General features: G+C 70.0%; 14 protein-coding genes. 7 read left to right on the forward strand and 7 right to left on the reverse strand.

The window, feature by feature from the left end; genetic code table 11:
* Positions 1-10 precede the first annotated feature (10 nt).
* Positions 11-1,390: a flagellar hook protein FlgE gene (locus LGR69_RS16270; RefSeq protein WP_230366656.1), complete on the reverse strand. Its 1,380-nt coding sequence runs from the start codon at positions 1,388-1,390 to the stop codon at positions 11-13.
* 298 nt (positions 1,391-1,688) lie between these two features.
* Here LGR69_RS16270 and LGR69_RS16275 point away from each other — a divergent pair, with 298 nt between their 5' ends.
* Both LGR69_RS16275 and LGR69_RS16280 read left to right on the forward strand, forming a co-directional pair.
* Positions 1,689-2,156: a BLUF domain-containing protein gene (locus tag LGR69_RS16275; protein WP_007566415.1), complete on the forward strand. Its 468-nt coding sequence runs from the start codon at positions 1,689-1,691 to the stop codon at positions 2,154-2,156.
* Between the two features lie 8 nt (positions 2,157-2,164).
* Entirely contained in the window at positions 2,165-2,623 is a 459-nt protein-coding gene (locus LGR69_RS16280) for a response regulator (RefSeq protein WP_007566413.1), read from the forward strand.
* Between the two features lie 355 nt (positions 2,624-2,978).
* On the opposite strand, the gene LGR69_RS16285 is transcribed toward LGR69_RS16280, so the two are convergent.
* Positions 2,979-4,592 (reverse strand): peptide chain release factor 3, encoded by a 1,614-nt coding sequence (locus LGR69_RS16285; RefSeq protein ID WP_007566411.1) that lies wholly within the window; start codon positions 4,590-4,592, stop codon positions 2,979-2,981.
* A 190-nt stretch (positions 4,593-4,782) separates the two neighbouring features.
* Here LGR69_RS16285 and LGR69_RS16290 point away from each other — a divergent pair, with 190 nt between their 5' ends.
* A complete protein-coding gene (locus LGR69_RS16290; protein WP_230366657.1) occupies positions 4,783-6,306 on the forward strand; it encodes a DUF1800 domain-containing protein in 1,524 nt (507 codons plus the stop codon).
* Complete coding sequence (locus LGR69_RS16295) at positions 6,303-7,490, forward strand: DUF1501 domain-containing protein (protein ID WP_230366658.1); 1,188 nt, start codon at positions 6,303-6,305, stop codon at positions 7,488-7,490. The genes LGR69_RS16290 and LGR69_RS16295 overlap by 4 nt, the downstream gene beginning before the upstream one ends.
* A 65-nt stretch (positions 7,491-7,555) precedes the next feature.
* Here LGR69_RS16295 and LGR69_RS16300 read toward each other — a convergent pair whose 3' ends face one another.
* On the reverse strand, positions 7,556-8,602 hold the full coding sequence (locus tag LGR69_RS16300) for a threonine aldolase family protein (protein ID WP_230366659.1): 1,047 nt from the start codon (positions 8,600-8,602) through the stop codon (positions 7,556-7,558).
* A gap of 322 nt (positions 8,603-8,924) precedes the next feature.
* Here LGR69_RS16300 and rpsU point away from each other — a divergent pair, with 322 nt between their 5' ends.
* The gene (gene rpsU, locus LGR69_RS16305; protein ID WP_007566403.1) at positions 8,925-9,260 is read left to right on the forward strand and encodes a 30S ribosomal protein S21; all 336 of its coding nucleotides are present in this window, start codon (positions 8,925-8,927) and stop codon (positions 9,258-9,260) included.
* Positions 9,261-9,641: 381 nt separating this feature from the next.
* Here rpsU and LGR69_RS16310 read toward each other — a convergent pair whose 3' ends face one another.
* The gene (locus LGR69_RS16310; protein ID WP_007566401.1) at positions 9,642-10,034 is read right to left on the reverse strand and encodes a response regulator; all 393 of its coding nucleotides are present in this window, start codon (positions 10,032-10,034) and stop codon (positions 9,642-9,644) included.
* 321 nt (positions 10,035-10,355) lie between these two features.
* On the opposite strand from LGR69_RS16310, the gene LGR69_RS16315 reads away from it, so the two are divergent.
* Both LGR69_RS16315 and LGR69_RS16320 read left to right on the forward strand, forming a co-directional pair.
* Complete coding sequence (locus tag LGR69_RS16315; protein ID WP_230366660.1) at positions 10,356-11,144, forward strand: class II glutamine amidotransferase; 789 nt, start codon at positions 10,356-10,358, stop codon at positions 11,142-11,144.
* Between the two features lie 122 nt (positions 11,145-11,266).
* The gene (locus tag LGR69_RS16320; RefSeq protein WP_230366661.1) at positions 11,267-12,700 is read left to right on the forward strand and encodes an NAD-dependent succinate-semialdehyde dehydrogenase; all 1,434 of its coding nucleotides are present in this window, start codon (positions 11,267-11,269) and stop codon (positions 12,698-12,700) included.
* 42 nt (positions 12,701-12,742) lie between these two features.
* Here LGR69_RS16320 and LGR69_RS16325 read toward each other — a convergent pair whose 3' ends face one another.
* From LGR69_RS16325 to LGR69_RS16335, 3 genes are all read right to left on the reverse strand, one after another.
* Positions 12,743-12,949, reverse strand: a complete 207-nt coding sequence (locus LGR69_RS16325; RefSeq protein WP_007566394.1) for a SlyX family protein — start codon at positions 12,947-12,949, stop codon at positions 12,743-12,745.
* A gap of 60 nt (positions 12,950-13,009) precedes the next feature.
* Positions 13,010-14,158: a GGDEF domain-containing protein gene (locus LGR69_RS16330; RefSeq protein ID WP_230366662.1), complete on the reverse strand. Its 1,149-nt coding sequence runs from the start codon at positions 14,156-14,158 to the stop codon at positions 13,010-13,012.
* A 418-nt stretch (positions 14,159-14,576) separates the two neighbouring features.
* Positions 14,577-18,659 carry a Pls/PosA family non-ribosomal peptide synthetase gene (locus tag LGR69_RS16335; protein WP_230366663.1) on the reverse strand — a complete coding sequence of 1,361 codons (4,083 nt, stop codon included), beginning with the start codon at positions 18,657-18,659 and terminating at the stop codon, positions 14,577-14,579.
* Positions 18,660-18,784 lie beyond the last annotated feature (125 nt).

The following is an 18,784-nucleotide window of genomic DNA, read 5'->3' on the forward strand; positions in this document are numbered from 1 at the left end:
GCGTCCTCACTCAGCGGATCACGTTGAGCAGGTCAGACATCATCGTCTGGGCCGTCGACATGACGCGCGTGTTCGCAGAGTAGGCCTGCTGGGTTACGATCATCTTAGAGAACTCGCTCGCAATGTCGGTATTCGACTGCTCATTGCTCGCGCCCGTGATCGTGCTGCCGTTCAGCCCGACCAAAGCCGGCCCGGATTCGGCGGTCTGGAGGTAATTGCCGTTCGAATCGGCCTTGAGCCCGTCGGGATTGGCGAACTGGGCGATGCCCACCGTGGCGAGCCCCAGCACCGAGCCGTTCGAGAAGGTGCCGTTGATCTTGCCGTCCTCGCCGATCGCCACGCTGGTGAGCGTGCCGGCGCTGTTGCCGTTCTGGCTCAGCGTGTTCGTGGTCACGGCGCCCGACGTGTCGGCGTACTGCGTCAGCCCGGCCGTGCCGACGTTCATGGTCATGCCCGAAAAGGTGTAGTCGCCGACCTTCACGTCGCCGAGCGGGACCGGGCTGGTGGCCGGCGCGGTCAGCTTTCCGGTGGAATCGAAGGTGAAGGCCGTCCCGACATTCTGCCAGGTCGTCGCATTCGCCGAGGCCGTGGGGTCGGAGGCGTAATAGAGGTTCCAGACCGCGGGCTGCGCGGGCGTCGTGGTGGCGTCCTGCACCTTGGCCCAGCGCGTGCTCAGGGTCACCGGCGCGCCGGTCTGCGTGTAGGCGGTGATCGACGGGCCCGCGATGCTGTTGTTCACGAAGGTCCCGGCCCCGGTCGTCGGCACCGTGGGCCCGGGCAACGTGGCTCCCGTCAGGACGACCGCCGCGGGCAGCTGGTCGTAGACATCGGAGCCCGACGTGGCCGACGCGGTGGTGGCCGGCGTCGCCGGCAGGTTGGCCGCGTAGGTCAGCGACGTGGTCGGCTGGGCCGGAAGCGACGTGTCGCCGATCCGCAGCAGACCCGTGCTGGTCGCCTGGCCGGTGACCGGGTCGAGGTTCGTGCCGGTCAGGTAGCCGCCGGCGCCGTTGACCAGGTAGCCGTCCTTGTCCTTCGCGAAGTCGCCCCGGCGCGTGTAGACGTTCGTGCCGCTGAAGGTGGCCGCGCCGTTCGAATCGCCGGTCTTGCGCACCACGGTGAAGAAGCCGTCGCCGTTGATCGCCATGTTGGTCGGGACGCTCGAGGCCACGACGTTGCCGGCGATCGTGTTGGTCAGCTGCGACTGCGCCAGGACCGAGCCGGCGACCTCGCGCTTCGGCGTGGTCTCGGACATCATGTCGACGAAGCTGGTGTCGATTCGCTTGAATCCGGTCGTCTGCGAGTTCGCGATGTTCCCGGAGATGTTGCTGATGGCGTAGGATTGCGCCTGCAGTCCGGAGACCGAGGTCTGCAGGGCGGTAAAAAGATCCATGGCATGCGATCCCGATACGCGCCGCACTGGCCCGCAGGATCAAGGGACCGCAACCGCCGTGCCAGAGCTAAGCCCTTGATTCGTCAGGCACGGGCCGCCGCGGGCCCGGCAGCCCTGGCCGAGCGGGGATGCCGGCCCGGCAGATTCTGCCGGATCAAGGCCGCACCGGTCCGGCGCGCAGGCCGGCGGGCGTTTACGGGGTGTTATCCGGCGCGGGCGAAGATCGTCGACGGGGCAATCTGGGTGGGGCGCGTCCCGCCCGAACGCACACGCGATACGGATTTCGGATCTAGAGGTCATGCGGGCGAAACGGACGAGCCTCGTCCACATCATCTACTTCTCGCGCCTCACTCTGTCGGCGGATCCGGCGAAGCGGTCGGAGCAGATCGCCGAGATCGGCCGCGTCGCGCAGAAGAAGAACGAGTTCTCGGTGATCACCAGCTTCATGATCGTCGAGGGCAACTTCGCCTGCCAGGTGATCGAGGGCGAGCGCTCCTCGGTCCACGAGACCTTCGACCGGGTCAGCGCCGACCAGCGCCACCGGGACGTGCAGATCAACGAGTGGCGGGAGATCGCCAAGCGGGAATTCGTCCACTCCTTCAAGAGCGCCCAGCGCAACACGGCGAATGACGGCCTGTTCGCCAAGGCCAATCTGCTGCCGATGCTCCAGCGCGGGACCCCGAAGGCGACCGCGATCCACGGGCTCTGCCTGGCGCTCCAGAACGACGCGATGTCCCGCCAGGGCATCGACCACCTCTTCATCTGAGCCGAGCGATGTCCGAGAGCGATACGCCCCCGATCCTCATCGTCGACGACCAGGAGAAGCTCCTGCGTCTCGTGGTGATGCTGATGACCCGGATCGGCTTCCCCGACGTCGAGGGGGTGACCACGGCCGCCGAGGCCCTGGAACGGCTGCGCACGCGCCGCTACGCCCTGGTGATCTCCGACCTCACCATGGAGCCCATGGACGGGCTGGCCCTGCTGCGCGAGATCCGCGGCGACGACGCGCTGATGAACACGCCCTTCATGCTCACCGAATCGTCCTTCGACTTCGAGGACATCAACCTCGCCCACCAGGCGGGGGCGGACGCCTTCATCCTCAAGCCGTTCGACATGGCGGTGCTGAAGAGCAAGCTGAAACAGGTGCTCAACCGCAAGCCGCGCAAGCGCGACGCCCCGATCGCCGCCGAATCGACGCTCACCGTGGATTTCCCGATGCTCGGGAAATTTTGAGGCGCTTGGCGGGATTTCCCCGTCGTCGGCCCACCCCCCCGTCATCCCGGGGCCGCGCGGCGGAGCCCGGGATCCAGGACCGCCGACAAACCGCGGTTCACGACACCGGCGGCATATCCCGGCCAATCGCGTGGTCCCGAGTCGCGGCGCCGCAGCCGGGGAGGACGCCTCCCGGAATCCCACGGCTGGCCGGAGGCCTCCGTCGAGGCCCGCTGCCGCGGGCACCTCAGGATCAGGGGGGCTGGTTGAAGTGATCCGGTGACAGCGGCGGTCCGGTACGGCCGAAGATCACAGGTCGCCGTGTCCGATCATCGCCGACCTGAGGGGGAAGCGAGACGCCCCCACCCCAAAGGAATCACGCCGCCCGCTTCTGGTAATCCTTCACGTCGGTGAAGCGCACCGCCGGGTAGCGCTCCTCCTCGTAGCGGAGCGAGAACGCCGTGGTCGCCATGAAGACCGGCGCGCCGTCGAGGTCCTTGGCCATGGCCGAGCCGTGGCTGTCGACGAACTTGTCGAGCTCGACCTCGGAATCCGAGGACACCCAGCGGCAGACCGAGAAGCGCGAGGTCTCGTAATCCACCGGCAGGCCGTACTCGGCCTGGAGGCGCTCCTTCAGCACGTCGAGCTGGAGCGCGCCGACCACGCCGACGATCGCCTGGCTGCCGTCCTGGGGCACGAACACCTGGACGACGCCCTCCTCGCCCATCTGCTGCAGCGCCTCGCGCAGCTTCTTGGCCTTCATGGCGTCGGTGAGCTTGATCCGCCGGAGGATTTCCGGGGCGAAGCTCGGCACGCCGCGGAACAGCAGATCCTCGCCCTCGGTGAGCGTGTCGCCGATCCGCAGGGTGCCGTGGTTCGGGATGCCGACCACGTCGCCGGCAAAGGCTTCGTCCGCGATGGCGCGGTCCTGCGCGAAGAAGAATTGCGGCGCCGAGAGCGAGATCGGCTTGCCAGTGCGCACCAGCCGGGCCTTCATGCCCCGGCTGAGCTTGCCCGAGCAGACCCGCATGAAGGCGATCCGGTCCCGGTGGTTCGGGTCCATGTTCGCCTGGATCTTGAACACGAAGCCGGTCATGCGCGGCTCGGTCGGCTCGACCAGGCGCTTGTCGGCATCCTGGCCGCGCGGCGGCGGCGCCACCTTGGCGAGGCCGTCGATGAGGTCGCGCACGCCGAAATTGCGCAGCGCCGAGCCGAAGAACACCGGCGTCAGGTGGCCCTCGCGGAACGCGTCGAGATCGAACGGCTTCAGCCCGCCTTCGGCCAGCTCCACCTCCTCGCGCCACGCATCGGCGGCGCCGTTCTCGGTGAGCAGCTCGTCGAACAGCGGGTCCTGGGGGCCCGACACCGCGACCATGCCGGCATCCTCGGCGGCGTCGAGCCGGCGCACGCGGTTGCCGCCGAGCTCGTAGGTCCCGGAGAAGTTGCGGCCGGTGCCGATCGGCCAGGTGACCGGGGCGACGTCCAGCGCCAGCGTCTTCTCGATCTCGTCGAGCAGCTCGAACGGGTCGCGGGCCTCGCGGTCGAGCTTGTTGACGAAGGTGACGATCGGAATGTCGCGCAGCCGGCAGACCTCGAACAGCTTGCGCGTGCGCGCCTCGATGCCCTTCGCGGCGTCGATCACCATCACGGCCGAATCGACCGCGGTCAGCGTCCGGTAGGTGTCCTCGGAGAAGTCTTCGTGGCCCGGCGTGTCGAGCAGGTTGAAGACGCAGTCGCCGTACTCGAAGGTCATCACCGAGGTGACCACCGAGATGCCGCGCTCCTTCTCGATGCCCATCCAGTCGGACCGGGTCGAGACCCGGTTGCGCTTGGCCTTGACCTCGCCGGCGAGCTGGATCGCGCCGCCGAACAGCAGCAGCTTCTCGGTCAGCGTGGTCTTGCCCGCATCCGGGTGCGAGATGATCGCGAAGGTGCGCCGCCGCGCAACCGGATCGGCCGGCTTCGCTTCGGACTTGGTCTGCATCAGCATGGAGCGAACGCTCTGGGTCGGCAAAACGTGAGGGGCGTCGCCCGGCGGTGCCGTCACGGGCGAAGGTCTCCGGATCGTGTAGCGGCAAGCCCCGGCCTTGGCAAAGAACCGCCGCCGGAGCCCTTAATCTGCGGTACAGGCGCGCCGGATCAGGCTCGACCGGGCGACCAATTCTTCGGCGAGAGCACCGATGATGCGCACCGCACAGCTGTACCTTCGCGTGGCCTTCGCGGCGATGCTGATGGCCGCCGGGCCGCTCGCCGCGCAGACCGGTGCGTCGCCGGCCGCCGACGTCGCGTTCCTCGACGCCCTGACCTGGGGTGCCACCCCGTCGGCCTTCGCGCAGCTGCGCCGGGACGGCCGCGCCCGCTGGCTGCAGGCGCAGCTCCACCCGCCGGTCGAGCCCCGCCTGCCGCCGGCCGCGCAGGCGCAGGTCGACGCGCTGACGCCCCCGGGAACGCTGCTGGAACGCGCCCGATCCCTCGAGGCGCAATCCAAGGCCGCCAAGGACTTGGCCGATCCGGAGGCCCGCAAGGCCGCCCAGAGCGCGTTCCAGGCCGCGCTGAACGATGCCGCCCGGAACGCCGCCTCCGCCTGGGTGCTGCGCGCCCTCTACGGCCCGGACCAGCTGCGCGAGCGGCTGACCTGGTTCTGGTTCAACCGCCTCAACGTCCACCAGGGCAAGTCGACCCTGCGCGCCGCGGTGGGCGACTACGTCGACACGGCGATCCGCCCCCACGTCCTCGGACGGTTCCGCGACCTGCTGATGGCGAGCCTGCGCCACCCGGCGATGCTGCGCTACCTCGACAACGACGCCAACGCGGCGGGCCACATCAACGAGAATTACGCCCGCGAGATCATGGAGTTGCACACGATGGGCGTCGGCTCCGGCTACAGCCAGGCCGATGTCGAGGCCCTCGCGCGGATCCTCACCGGGGTCGGGATCGACCTGAAGCCCGAATCGCCCAAGCTCCGCCCGGAGCACGCCGCCGACTTCATCCGGGACGGCCTGTTCGAATTCAACCCGAACCGGCACGATTACGGCGACAAGACCTTTCTGGGCACGCGCATCCGCGGCCGCGGCTGGCCCGAGGTCGAGGAGGCGCTCGACCTGATCGCCCGGCACCCCGCCACCGCCTCCAGCGTGTCCCGGGCGCTCGCCACCTACTTCCTGGGCCAGGCGCCGGACGACGCGCTGGTGGCCCGGCTGGCCGCGATCTTCACCCGCACCGACGGCGACATCGCCGCCGTGTTGGAGGCCCTGATCCGCGATCCCGCCTTCGCGGCGGCGCAGACCAGCGCCTTCAAGGATCCGGTGCGCTACGTCTTCTCGGCCCTGCGGATGGCCTATGACGAGCGGGTGATCCTCAACACCGGCCCGGTGCTCGGCTGGCTGAACCGCCTCGGCGAGGGCCTGTTCAACCGCTCGACGCCGGACGGCTACGCCCTCGACGCCGCCGCCTGGAGCGGCCCGGGCCAGCTCACCACCCGGTTCGAGATCGCCCGCCAGATCGGCTCCGGCCCGGCCGGATTGTTCAAGCCGGCCGCCCCGGACCGGCCCGAGGAGCCGGCCTTCCCAGTCCTCGCCAACGCCCTCTACTTCTCGACGCTGGCCGGGACGCTGAGCGCAAACACGAAGGGCGCGCTGGCCCAGGCGGTCTCGCCGCAGGACTGGAACACGCTCTACCTCGCCTCGCCGGAGTTCATGCGATGAATCGCCGTGACCTTCTTCGCGCCGCCACGGCCCTCGGCCTCACGTCCGTGGCCGGCCGCGTCTGGGCGGCCCCGAAGGCGGATGCCCGCCTGCTGGTCGTGTTCCTGCGCGGCGCCTACGACGCGGCCAACGTGGTGATCCCCACGGGCAGCGCGTTCTACTACCAGGCGCGGCCCAACCTCGCCGTGGCCAGGCCCGATCCCGGCAATCCGAACGCCGCGCTGGCGCTCGACGCCGATTGGGGGCTCCACCCGGCGCTGCGCGACACGATCCTGCCGCTCTACGCCAAGGGCCAGGCGGCCTTCGTGCCCTTCGCCGGCACCGACGACCTGACCCGCAGCCATTTTGAGACCCAGGACACGATCGAGCTCGGCCAGACGGTCGGCGCCACCCGCGACTACAATTCCGGTTTCATGGCGCGGCTCGCCGCGGAGCTGACCCGGGTCCGGCCGATCGCCTTCACGGAGCAGATGCCGCTGATCTTCCGGGGCGGCGAGACCGTGCCGAACGTCGCCATCAACGGTGTCGCCAAGCCGGGTCTCGATGCCCGGCAGGCCAGGCTGATCGCCGCCATGTACGGCGACACCAAGCTGGCCGGCGCCGTGGCCGAGGGGTTTCGCGTGCGCGACGCGGTCTACAACACGATCTCGGACCATGCCGGACAGGCCGATCGCGGCGCGGTCTCGCCGAAGGGCTTCGAGCTCTCGGCGCGGCGCATCGGCCGGCTGATGCGCGAGACCTTCAACCTCGGCTTCGTCGATGTCGGCGGCTGGGACACCCACGTAAACCAGGGCGCCGGCACCGGCTATCTCGCCGACAGGCTCGGCGAACTGGGCCGGGGCCTGGCGGGCTTCGTCGAGGAGATCGGGCCGGGCTGGTCCGAGACCGTCGTGGTGGTGCTGTCCGAGTTCGGCCGCACCTTCCGGGAGAACGGAAACCGCGGCACCGATCACGGCCACGGCAGCGTCTACTGGGTGCTGGGCGGTGGAATCCGGGGCGGCCGCATCGTCGGACCGCAGGTGCGCGCCGACGCGGCGCATCTGTTCCAGAACCGGGATTACCCGGTGCTCACCAACTACCGCGCCCTGCTCGGCGGCCTGCTCCAGCGCCTCTACGGCCTGGACCAGGCGAGCCTCCACCGGGTCTTCTCCGGCGCCGACCCTGCCGATCTCGGGCTGATCTGAGCGGCCGCCGTCGGGGCCCTGCGCCGATCAACCGCCCAAGGGCCGAGCTGGTCGGCAACCCGGCCTCAGGCGGCCTCGGCCGCCAGGGCGCGCAGGTCGGCCACGAGGGCGTCGACGCGCGCGGTCTCGGCATCCCAGGCGAACATGAACCGCGCCCCGCCGCCGATGAAGGTGTAGAACCGCCAGCCCCGCGCCCGCAGCCGCTCCATGGTCGCGGCCGGCATCGCCAGGAAGACGGCGTTGGCCTCGACGGGAAACAGCGCGCGGATCCCCGGGAGCCCGGCGACGGCATCGGCGAAGCGCCGGGCGCAGGCATTGCCGTGGGCGCCGTTCCGCAGCCAGGCGCCGCTCTCCAGCATGCCGACCCAGGGGGCGGACAGGAAGCGCATCTTCGAGGCGAGCTGGCCGGCCTGCTTGCACCGGAAGCCGAAATCCTCGGCGAGCTTGGGATCGAAGAACACCACCGCCTCACCGGCATGCATGCCGTTCTTGGTGCCGCCGAAGCACAGCACGTCGATCCCGGCCCGCCAGGTCATGTCGGCGGGGCTGCAACCGAGGCTGGCGCAGGCATTGGCGAAGCGCGAGCCGTCCATGTGCAGGGCAAGGCCGAGGTCCCGGCAGGTGGCCGACAGCGCCCGCAGCTCGGCCAGCGTGTAGACCTGCCCGGTCTCGGTCGGCTGGGTGATCGTGACCACCCGCGGGCGCGGGAAGTGGATGTCGCTGCGGTTGGTGGCGAGCCCGCGGATCGCCTCCGGGGTGAGCTTGCCGCCCTCGGTGCGCGCCGTGAGCAGCTTGGAGCCGTTGGAGAAGAATTCCGGCGCCCCGCACTCGTCGGTCTCGACATGGGCCGAATCGGCGCAGATCACGCTGTGGTAGGATTGGCACAAGGCGGCCAAAGCGAGGGCGTTCGCGGCGGTGCCGTTGAAGGCGAAGAACACCTCGCACTCCATCTCGAACAGGCGGCGGAACGCGTCCGCGGCCCGGGCCGTCCAGGCATCCTCACCGTAGGCCGGCGCGTGGCCGCGATTGGCCGCCTCCATGGCGGACCACGCCTCCGGGCAGATGCCGGAGTAATTGTCACTGGCGAATTGCTGCGAGTCGTCGTGTTGCATGGGCACAGCCTAGATCCGCGTCCGATCGCGTTGCAATCGGGCGCGGCGCCAAATCGAGGCGGAGCAGGGCTGGTGCGCGTGGAACCGGTATCCGACTCGCCGCCAGGGGTTTCGAGACCGCCACGGCGAAGATCGCTGCCGCGAAGATGTTGGAACTGGTTCGCGCTTGGTGTAGAAGGCGCGCCAAGGCGTGGGCTCCACGCCGATTCGGAAACCGACGTTCCCGTCCCTCCCGGGTTCTCCCGGGCGAGGGACGTTGCCGGTTTCCAGATCGGCGGCGGGCTGCGCGAGCCCCAAATCCAGGTCCAGAGGATCAAGTCCGTTGCAGGTACTCGTTCGCGATAACAACGTCGATCAGGCGCTCCGCGTCCTCAAGAAGAAGATGCAGCGTGAAGGCATCTTCCGTGAGATGAAGCAGCGCAAGGCTTATGAGAAGCCGTCCGTCCGCAAGGCGCGCGAGAAGGCGGAAGCCGTCCGCCGCGCCCGCAAGCAGGCGCGCAAGACCGCGATCCGCGAGGGTCTGATCGCCGCTCCGAAGCCGAAGCCCCGTTTCCCGGCCGGCAGCCGCCGCCCCGGCTTCCCGTCGCCGTCCGCCGCCGGCCCGCAGGGCGGCAACGCCGCCGGCCAGGTTCCGGTGAACCCGGCGCCCGTCGCCTAAGACGTTCGTCCCCGAACGGTAGGAGCCCGGACCGCGCGAGCGGCCGGGCTTTTTGCGTTCGATCATCGCTTGGAGCGTGAGGGTTCCGGGCGCGGCCACAGCTACGGATACCCATCAGCCTCCCGTTCGTTGCCGAGCTCCGTCATAGCGAGCGCAGCGAAGCAACCCAGGGCTGCGCGCGCTTCCCGAACGTGGCGTTTCGCTGGGTTGCTTCGCTGCGCTCGCAATGACGGCAGAAGAGGCTGCAACCCACTGCCGGCAACCATCGTGTGCGGCTGAGCAGAATCGCAACTCGCGCATCTTCGCCGGGACAGAGCCTCCGCGGAGCCCGGATACGCGGCCCCCTCCCCTCATCGGGAGGAGGCGCGCCGCACCCCCGTTTCAGGCCGCCTTGGCGGCCATCGTGGCGTGCTCGGCCTGGACCAGCACGTCGAGCGCCCGCCAGGGCTTCTGCATGTAGACCGCCTGGTTGGGCAGGCGTTCGTCGCGGCTCGCCCCGGAGGTGACGACCACGCGCACGTCCGGCCAGCGGCGCTCGACCGCCTGCGCGAGCGACACGCCGTCCATGGCGCCCGGCAAGCGGATATCGGCGAACAGCAGCGCCACGGTGACGTCGGACCGCTCCAGCACCGAGAGCGCGGCCTCGGCGCTCTCGCAGGCAATCACGCCGAGATCGCTCTCTTCCAGGACCGCGGTCGCGAGGTCGCGCACCGCCGCGTCGTCCTCCACGACAAGGGCCACGGGGGCGGAACACTCGGGCTGTGCGCGATCCATGTAAATCTCCTGTTCTGGTTTGCGTTCGACCCCTCGACGGGTCGCGGCCTCATTGATGGACCGCTGATTCCCCGATTCGGCCATGGTGACCTGCGAGGAGCCGGCTCACAAGTGTCCCCGTGGTCGAGCCGTTCTTGCCCGCTCCGCGATCAAGCGGCGCCATTTTTGCTCGGATCGCCCGAAAATGGCGCAGCTGGGTCGCGGTTAAGAAACTGTTCACCCGTGTGGACCGACTGTTAATCTCATTCGCGGGCACCCGTTCCGTTCCGGGGGTGACCTTCAGCGGATCGCGCACGGACCACAGAAGGATCGACGTCCGACATGTGCCGTTTCCTCGCCTATAGCGGTGAGCCGGTCTTTCTCTCGGACCTGGTCTGCGCGCCGACGCATTCGCTGGTGCACCAATCCCTGCACGCCGACGAGGGGAAGACCGAGACCAACGGCGACGGGTTCGGCATCGGCTGGTACGGCGAGCGCCCGGAGCCCGGCGTCTATCGCGACATCTCCCCGGCCTGGTCGGACGAGAACCTGACCAACCTGTGCGGCCAGGTGCGTGCGCGGACCTTCTTCGCCCATGTCCGCGCCTCGACCGGCACTGCCACGGCCCGGGCAAATTGCCATCCGTTCGTCTACGGGCGGCACCTGTTCATGCATAACGGCCAGATCGGCGGCTATCACCGCATCAAGCGGCGGCTGGAAGCGCTGATCCCGGACACGTTCTACGATCACCGGCGCGGCAGCACCGATTCCGAGGCGACTTTCCTGCTGGCCCTGGCCAACGGGCTCGAGCAGGACCCGGTCGGCGCCATGGCCCGCACCCTGGAAACGGTCCGCGGCCTGATGAAGGAGGCGGGCGTCTCGGAGCCGCTGCGCTTCACCGCCCTGCTTACCGACGGCGAGACGCTGACCGCCTATCGCTGGGCCTGCGACGGCCGGCCGCCGAGCCTGTATTTCCGCGATGGCCCGGGCGGGATCGTCGTCGTGTCCGAGCCGATCGACGGCTGCCGCGAGGGCTGGCAGGTCGTTCCGAAGGGCGGCACCCTGCGGGCCCGACACGGCAGCGCCACCATCGTCTCGGGCCCCGAGGCCATCCGCTCCCGCGCCGCCTGACCGGGTTCCGGCGGCGAACGCTCCGATCCGACCTCAGCCATGCCGCGAGCGGGATTGCCGATCCGCGCCACGTTGCCACATGTCGGCCACGGCCGAGCATGCGGCCGGGCGGGAATTGACCGATGTATCCGGATACCGAGCTTCACATTGCCGGACGCTGGCGCGCGGGCGCCGACCGGGAGACCCTGGGCGTCCTGAATCCGGCCACGGGCGAGACGATCGGCCAATGCGCCGTCGCCACCACGGCGGATCTCGACGAGGCCCTGGCCGCGGCCGCCCGTGCCTTCCCGGCTTGGCGGAAGGTGTCGGCATTCGAGCGCGGCAAGCTGATGCGCAAGGCCGCCGACCTGCTGCGCAGCCGCGCCGACGAGATCGCCCGCATCATGACCCAGGAGCAGGGCAAGCCGCTGGCCGAGTCGCGGGTCGAGACCCTGGCGGCCGCCGACATCATCGACTGGTTCGCCGAGGAGGGTAAGCGCGCCTACGGCCGCGTCATCCCGGCCCGCGCCGACGGCGTGCTGCAGGCGGTGGTGCGCGAGCCCGTCGGCCCGGTGGCCTGCTTCACCCCCTGGAACTTCCCGATCAACCAGGCGGTCCGCAAGATCTCGGCGGCGCTCTGCACCGGCTGCACGGTGATCCTCAAGGGCCCCGAGGACACGCCGGCGAGCTGCGCCGCCCTGGTCCGCGCCTTCCTGGATGCCGGCATCCCGGGCGATGCCCTGTCGCTGGTCTACGGCGACCCGGGGACGATCTCGGCCTACCTGATCCCGCACCCGGTGATCCGCAAGATCTCGTTCACCGGCTCGACGGTGATCGGCAAGAAGCTCGCGGCGCTGGCCGGCGAGCACATGAAGCGCGCCACGATGGAGCTCGGCGGCCACGCCCCGGTGATCGTGTTCGGCGATGCCGACGTGGAGAAGGCCGTCTCGGTCCTCGCCCCGTCGAAGTTCCGCAATGCCGGCCAGGTCTGCGTCTCGCCGACCCGGTTCCTGGTCCACGATTCGGTGTTCGACCGGTTCGTCGAGGGCTTCACCAGCCACGCCAAGAGCCTGAAGGTCGGTGACGGCCTCGACCCCGATACCAAGATGGGCCCGCTGATCCACGGGCGTCGCCTGGAGGCGATCGAGGCGCTCACCGCCGATGCCGAATCGGCCGGGGCGTCGCTGCGGGCCGGCGGTAAGCGAATCGGCAACCGCGGCAACTTCTTCGAGCCGACGGTCTTCACCGAGGTGCCGCTGACCGCCCGGATGATGAACGAGGAGCCGTTCGGCCCGGTGGCCATGATCAACCGGTTCTCGGAGGACGAGGAGGCGCTCACCGAGGCCAACCGCCTGCCCTACGGGCTCGCGGCCTACGCCTATACCCGCTCGGCCGAGCGGGCCGCGCGGGTGGCGAACAGGGTGGAGAGCGGGATGATCTCGATCAACCACCACGGCCTCGCGGTGCCGGAGACGCCCTTCGGCGGCGTCAAGGAATCCGGCTACGGCAGCGAGGGCGGCTCGGAAGCGCTCGACGCCTATCTGGTGACCAAGTTCGTCACGCAGGCCAACTTCTGATCACGACCCGGCGCGTCGCCGCAAGCGGCGCGCCGACATCCGTCAGTAATGCGGCGGCGGCGGTTCCGGCCCGCGCGGCGCGGACCGGGCCGCCGCCTCCTCGACCTGATCCCGCAGCGCCGCGACCTGGCGGACCAGCCGGTCGATCACCCGCCACTGCTCCGTGACGGTGCGGTTCAGATCCTCGATGACCGAGTCCTGCTCGGTGAGGCGCATCTCCAGGCGATCGATGCGGGTGGGCTCGTCCATGGCCGGTCTCCAATCCGGCCCGCGATACCGCATCTGCGGCCGGTTTCCGACCGCGCCGGCTTACGCCGCTTGCACCCGCTCCGCCACCGCGACCCGGTCGCGCCCGCCATGTTTGGCGACGTAGAGTGCGGCATCGGCCCGACGCATCAGCGCCTCGTAATCGACCCCGTCCCGGGCCTGCGCGATCCCGATGCTGACGCTGACCTGCAGGTCCGGCAGTTCCGAGACCGACAGGCTCGCGAAGGTCCGGCGCAGCTCCTCGGCCCGCGCCAGGGCCTCGGCCGGGGAGACGTCGGGCAGCAGGCAGGCGAATTCCTCGCCGCCCAGCCGGCCGAGCACCGCCTCCCGGGGCAGCAGGGAGGCCGCCATGGTGCAGAACCCGACCAGCACGGCGTCGCCGACCGCGTGGCCGTGGACATCGTTGACCGCCTTGAACCGGTCGAGGTCGAACAGCAGCAGGGCCACATCCCGGCGCGTGGCGAGGGCCGCCGCCGCGGCCTCGGCGAAGGCCCGCCGGTTGGGGATTCCCGTGAGCGGGTCCGTCGCCGCGGCGAGGCGCTGCTCGCGCTCGGCCCGTTCCTTGACCAGGGCCATGCAGGTGAAGGCCAGGGCGATCGAGAACAGCAGCGTGACGAAGCACAGGATCGCCACCCAGGGCGAGGTCAACGGGTTCAGCCTCGGGGGCGGCGGCGCCAGAAGCGTCGACGGGATGCGCACAAGGTAGAAGGTGGCGTGCAGCCCCAGCGTGGTCACGGCCGCCACCCGCGAGGCGAGGCGCTCGCCGCGGCCGCGCCAGAACGCGCGGGCCGAATCGGCGGAATAGAGGGCCGCCACCGCGGACGCGTACACGATCCGGGCCTCCATCGATCCGTAGAAGGCCGGCACCAGGCAGAGCACGCACCAAATGGCGGCCCCCGCGAGCGCCAGGCCGATCCGGATCGGCCGCCCCTCGAACGAGCGGACGCCGCTCCAGATCAGCCCATAGGCCGCCAGCACGACGGCGTTGGACAGCGCGATCGATACGAGGTCGGGAATCTGGCCGCGCAGGGCGAGGCCGGCGGAGCCGACGGCACCGAGAATATGCGCGGCGCCCCACAGCGCCAGGGCGCGCGACGCCGGCGCCTGCCGCCACGACAGAACGAACAGCGTGCCGACCAGCAAGGTCATCACGGAACTAACGATCAGCAGGGTGGCTGGATCGAGATGCACGGCGTTCTATCAGTCTCCGACTCGGACGATAGCACGAGCCATCTGATATTGGCCGGACCTCAACGCACGTTCCGGCTCATTTCGCACCGGAGCGACGAAAATACCGCGCCGATGCTTACACGTCAGCGCGATAGCAACCTTCGGTTGTGATGTCGCGGGACACCTCAGGCTAGTCCGGCCGCCCAGACCTTGGGCGGCTGTGCCTCTTCAGGCCCGATGCGCCATGGATGCTGCGCAGTACTGGACGCCACCGAACGGGCGCGAGGCCCGCCCTCCTGGGGGCCGGTCGCGGTCCACGACGAGGGCTCGCCTGGTCTTGCTTGGTGCCCCCTCCGACCCGGCGCCCCTATCCTGAGGCGCCCGGCGATCGGAGGGCACGTCACGATGAGGGCGCGGGTGGGGACAAGGCCGAGACACACTATCCCGCGTCGCGCGCCGCGTGGATCACCGGCACCGCCGGCGCCCCTTCCCACTCGGTGTTGGCGGGGATCGATTCGCCCTTCATCACGATCGTGAGCGGGCGCAGGCGCGCGTAGTCGCCGACCTTGGTGTCGTACAGGACCGTCGCGAACGACCCGACCGAGACGCCGCGGCCGACCACGACGCGGCCGATCTTCATGATCCGGTCCTCGTACAGGTGGGTCTGCAGCGCGGAGACGCGGTTGATCGTGGCGTAGTCACCGATCGACACGCAATCGAACTCGGTGATGTCGGTGGTGAGCATGCACACGCCCTTGCCGACCTTCACGCCGAACAGGCGCAGGGCCCAGGGCAGGAACGGCGTGCCCTGCAGGTGCTCGAGCAGCACCTTGCCGGCGAGGCCCCAATAGGCCACCGCGATCGCCTCGGTGCGCATCGCCCACCAGGACCACATCGGCTGCATGCCGGGCTTGTAGACGCCCATCAGCAGCCACTTCATCGCGATGACCGCGGCGGACTGGATCAGCGCGATGCAGACGCTGGCGGTGACGAAGCTGACGGCCAGCCCGGTCCAATCCTTCTCCAGGATCGCCGGATAGAAGTACCAGTCGATCACGGTGATCGCCAGGGTGATGTAGAGCATCGGCGAGAACGAGGTCGCGAACGCCTCGAACACGCCGCGCCGGATCTTCGGCCACATCCCGGGCTCGTAGGTCTGGGCGTTCGATCCGAGATCGACCTTCTGGCGGGCGGGCAGCCGGATCGGCGGCGAGCCGAACCAGGTCTCGCCGGGGCTCATCGCGTCGTTGGCCGGCGGCTTCGACTTGATGCCGATCAGCACGTCGTCCGGGATGACGGCGCCGGGCGGGACCACGGCATCGTTGCCGACGAAGACCCGCGCCCCGGTGCGCACCGGCTCGAGATGCATCCAGCCGCGGCGGATCTCCTCCTCGCCGTACACGACCTCGTCGGCGATGAAGTTCTTCGCGCCGACCTCGGCGAGATCGTAGCGGCCGGCGAGGTTGGTCGAGATCTCGGCGCCGTGGCCCATATTGGCGCCCATCAGCCGGTACCAGGCGCGCATGTAGACCGTGGCGAACAGCGACGAGAGCGTCTCCAGCGTCACCTCGACGGCGAGCGCCAGCGACCACTTGCGCAGGTAGAACAGCGAGTGGACCGAGTAGGTGCCCGAGCGGGTCCGCGGCAGCACGATCCAGCGGATGCCGGCGATCAGCAGCACCGTGCCGGCGGTCATCAGCATGGCGGTCGGCCAGGTGAGGATCGGCAGGTACCAGTGGTAGTCGACATCGGTGATGTCGGAGAGCGAATCCGAGATCTGGTCGAAGATGAAGAAGGCCGGGAAGATCGGCAGCAGGCCGACCGCCGGGATCGCGCCGAGCAGCACGATATAGGCCGCCGCGAAGGCGGCACGGCGCGGGAAGGAGGCCTCGGCCGCCGCCGGCAGCTCGGCCGGGTTCGCCAGGCCGACCTTGCGGCCGGGGGAACCATCCCAGATCTCGGCCGGGCCGACCCGGGTGCCGGTCGGGATCGTGGTGAGGTCGGCGATCTCGGCCTGCGCGCCGATCACCGTGTCGTGGCTGATCACGCAGGAGGTGCCGATCGCGGCATCCGCGCCGATCTCGACGGAGCCGATCACCAGCTCGTTGCCGACGATCTCGGCATTGGCGATCACCAGCCGGCCGCCGAGCGACGCGCCGTCGCCGATGGTGAGCAAGTCGGGGGCGCCGATCTCGATGTCGGAGATCAGCGCGTCGCGGCCGACCTTGGCCCCCATCAGCCGCAGGTAGACCGAGATCGCCGGCGAGCCCTGGAGCCACTTCACGTGGACCAGGGGTGCCAGACGCTGCGCCAGCCACCAACGGTAGTAATAGGCGCCCCAGAGCGGGTAGCGGCCGGGCTTGGTCTTGCCGAGAACCAGCCACTTGCCCGCCACCGCGACCACCGCGGTCACGCCGTTGATCGCGATGTAGACGAGGAGCAGCACACCCAGTTCGGCGAAGAAGCTGAGGCCGCCGCCAGTCAGCAGCAGGTAGGTCACGAACATGCCGAGCCACTGCGCGGTGGCCAGCGCGATGACGAAGGGCAGCGCGACGGCCTGGGCCAGCCCGCACAGGGCCCGCCGCAGCAACGGCGGCGGTTCGAAGCTCAGGTCGCGGACCGAGGCCGCCGCGCCCATGCCGCCGGTGCGGGCGATCAGCGCGTCGGCCATCGCCCGCATGGTGCGCAGGGCGTAGACGTCCGGCAGGGTGATGCCGGCGAGCGCCGGGGCCTCGCGCACCGCCGAGACGAAGCGGGCAGCCAGCAGCGAGTGCCCGCCGAGATCGGCGAAGAAATCGCCCTCCAGCGGGATCGGCTGGTTGCCGAAGACCTGCTTGGCCGCGGCGACCAGCGCCGCTTCCGTCTCGTTGGCCGGGGGTTCCTGCTCGCCGTCGGCCGACACGACCGTGAGCGGGGCGATCTTCAGCGCCTTGCGGTCGACCTTGCCGGAGGTCAGGCGCGGCAGGGTCTCGGCCAGCTCGAAATGGCCGGGCACCATGTAGGGCGGCATCTGGCCGGCGAGCGTCCGGCGTAAGGTGGCGGTGTCCACCGTCCGGCCGCGCTCGGGGATCAGGAAGGCGACGAGCCGGTCGACGCCGTCGTCCTGGCGCAGCACCACGGCGGCCTGGTTGATGTCGGGCACGCTGCGGATCCGCGCCTCGATCTCGCCGAGCTCGACCCGGAAGCCGCGGATCTTCACCTGGTCGTCGATGCGGCCGTGGAACAGGATCCGCCCGGCGGCATCGAGCGAGACCGCATCGCCCGAGCGGTAGAGGATCGAGTCGGTCCCGTCCGAGGCGAACGGGTTGGCGATGAACTTTTCCGCCGTGAGTTCGGGCCGCGCGAGGTACCCGCGGGCGACGCCGGGACCGCCGATCAGCAACTCGCCCTGCTGGTCGCGGCCGAGCAGGCTCAGATCCTCGCCCGCGACATAGACCGAGTAATTCGGGATCGGGCCGCCGATGGTCACCGGCTCGCCCGGGCGCATCTCGGCCGCGGTGGCGACCACGGTCGCCTCGGTGGGCCCGTAGGTGTTGAACAACTGGCGCGCACCGGTAGCCCAGCGGGCGACCAGCGGCTCGGGCAAGGCCTCGCCACCGAGCAGGACCAGGCGCACGGTCGGCAGGTCGCCGGAGATCATCGCCAGCAGGGTCGGCACGGTGTCGAGCACCGTGATCCGCTCGGCCTCCAGGATGCCCGGCAGGGATTCGACGTCGCCCATCATGGCCGGGCTCGCCACGAACAACGTCGCGCCGACGAGATACGGGACCCAGATCTCCTCCATCGACAGGTCGAAGGCGACCGAGGCGCCCTGGAACACGATGTCGTCGGCGCGCATGCCGTAGAGCGCGTTCCCCGACCGGAGGAAGTGGCAGATGTTGGCGTGGCTGATGACGATGCCCTTTGGCACGCCGGTCGAGCCCGAGGTGTAGATCAGGTAGGCGGGATGCTCCGGCGTCAGGCCGGCGGCGCGGGCATCCGGCACCGGCGCATCCGCGGGCGTCGCGGCATCGAGATCAGCCGGGGTCAGGGCCGGCGCCGCGTCGGGCGCGGCGGCAGCGAGCGCCGGCGAGACCAGCAGCGCCTTGGCGGCGGCATCCGTCAGACAGACCCCGACCCGGTCGGCCGGCGCCTCGGCGTCGAACGGGAGCCAGGCGGCACCCGACAGGGTGATGCCGATCTGGGCGACGAGAAGGTCGGGCCCGCGGGCCATCCAGAGCCCGACGATGTCGCCGGGGCCGATGCCGCGATGGGCGAGGCCGGCGGCGATCCGCCCGGCCCGGGCAGCGACCTCGGCATAGGTCAGGCTGGGGTGGACGCCGCCCGCGATCACGCGCGCACCGTCGATCAGGCAGGGATGCTCCGGCCGGGCACGCGCCGAGGCGAGAAAAATCTCGGCCAGTACCTCGTCGCGGATCAGGTCGGGGCGGTGCGCGCCGCGCAGCACGGCCGCCCCGTCCGCCGGACGCTCACGCGCCTCGGCAGCCGGTCCGGACCGGGTCTTCTCGGCGAGGTCGCTCATCCGCTGCTCCGCTGGCCGACCGAACAGGTCGGCGCATACCGTGGCGACCGCCCTATAGCCAGTCGATCATGCCGTTATCGAGGCGGCTTTGAACCCTGGGTGAAGGACGGCTTAGCGCGCCTTAC

The sequence above is a fragment of the Methylobacterium brachiatum genome (genome assembly GCF_020523825.1).
In the GTDB taxonomy this organism is placed as follows: domain Bacteria; phylum Pseudomonadota; class Alphaproteobacteria; order Rhizobiales; family Beijerinckiaceae; genus Methylobacterium; species Methylobacterium brachiatum.